Source organism: Streptomyces sp. adm13(2018) (genome assembly GCF_008042145.1).
GTDB lineage: Bacteria > Actinomycetota > Actinomycetes > Streptomycetales > Streptomycetaceae > Streptomyces.
This window is the reverse complement of sequence record NZ_RDBH01000289.1, coordinates 1-827: the sequence shown is the minus strand read 5'-3', so window position 1 is coordinate 827 and position 827 is coordinate 1. Positions and strand designations below refer to the sequence as shown.

Genomic DNA, 827 nt, shown 5'->3' with positions numbered 1-827 from the left:
GTCCGAGAGGGTTTCCCGGGCGTGGGCGGGGAGAGAGAGCTGCCAGGTGAGCAGGCGCGTGGCATCGGAGCCGAGCCGGGGGTGCGGCGCGGCGCGGGGAGGAGAGCGTCACCCCACCGGAAGGCGGGGGCGCGGCGCGGCCCGAGGAGGGGAACGCCCCGCCGCCAGAGCGGGCCCGCGCACACACCGGGGCCCAGGATGCGTCGTCGCCGGAGAGCCCGGCCGGGGTGCGGGCCGAGGACCCCGAGGACTCCGAGGACCCCGAGGACCGGGACGCCCTCCGGCTGGACGAAGCACGCGCGCTCGTGGGCGCCTTGCCCCTCCTCTCGCCTGCGCTCCGGCACATCCCGCCGGGCATGCGCGAGGAGTTGACCCGGCTCGCCGCCCGCTGGCTGGCCGCCGGGCACGGCTCGGCGGATGTCCATGAACACGTCCTGCGCGGCCTGCCGGGCGAGGGAACGCCCGTACTGCGTCCCGGCGGGCTCGTGCGGTACCTGCTCCGGGAGGTCCCGCCCCGCGCGCTCCCACTGCCCGCGCCGACTCCCCCGGTGTCCGGCCCACGGCTCTCGTCGCGGTTGGAAGGCACGCGGGAGTGCGCGGGCGACGGGCACACCCAGCCCATGCTCTTCCGGCCGGTGGCCGACGAGACGTTCTGCCCCAGGTGCCTCGGGGGCCTCTAAGGGTGGGCCGGGTGCGTGAGTGACGGGTGGGACCGCCCTCTCTCCGAGAGTCGCTCCTTCCGGTGGTGCGTCAAGGGCGCTCCTTCGTCGCGTCGCTGCGCGATGGCCTGCGGCCACCCTTGACCCACCACCGGAAGGAGCGAAAAC

1 protein-coding gene is annotated in these 827 nt (G+C 76.1%); it reads left to right on the top strand.

What is annotated here, in order from left to right; all coding sequences use genetic code 11:
* The first annotated feature begins 227 nt into the window (after positions 1–227).
* On the top strand, positions 228–680 hold the full coding sequence (locus EAO70_RS36685) for a hypothetical protein (protein WP_187284208.1): 453 nt from the start codon (positions 228–230) through the stop codon (positions 678–680).
* Positions 681–827: the final 147 nt, after the last annotated feature.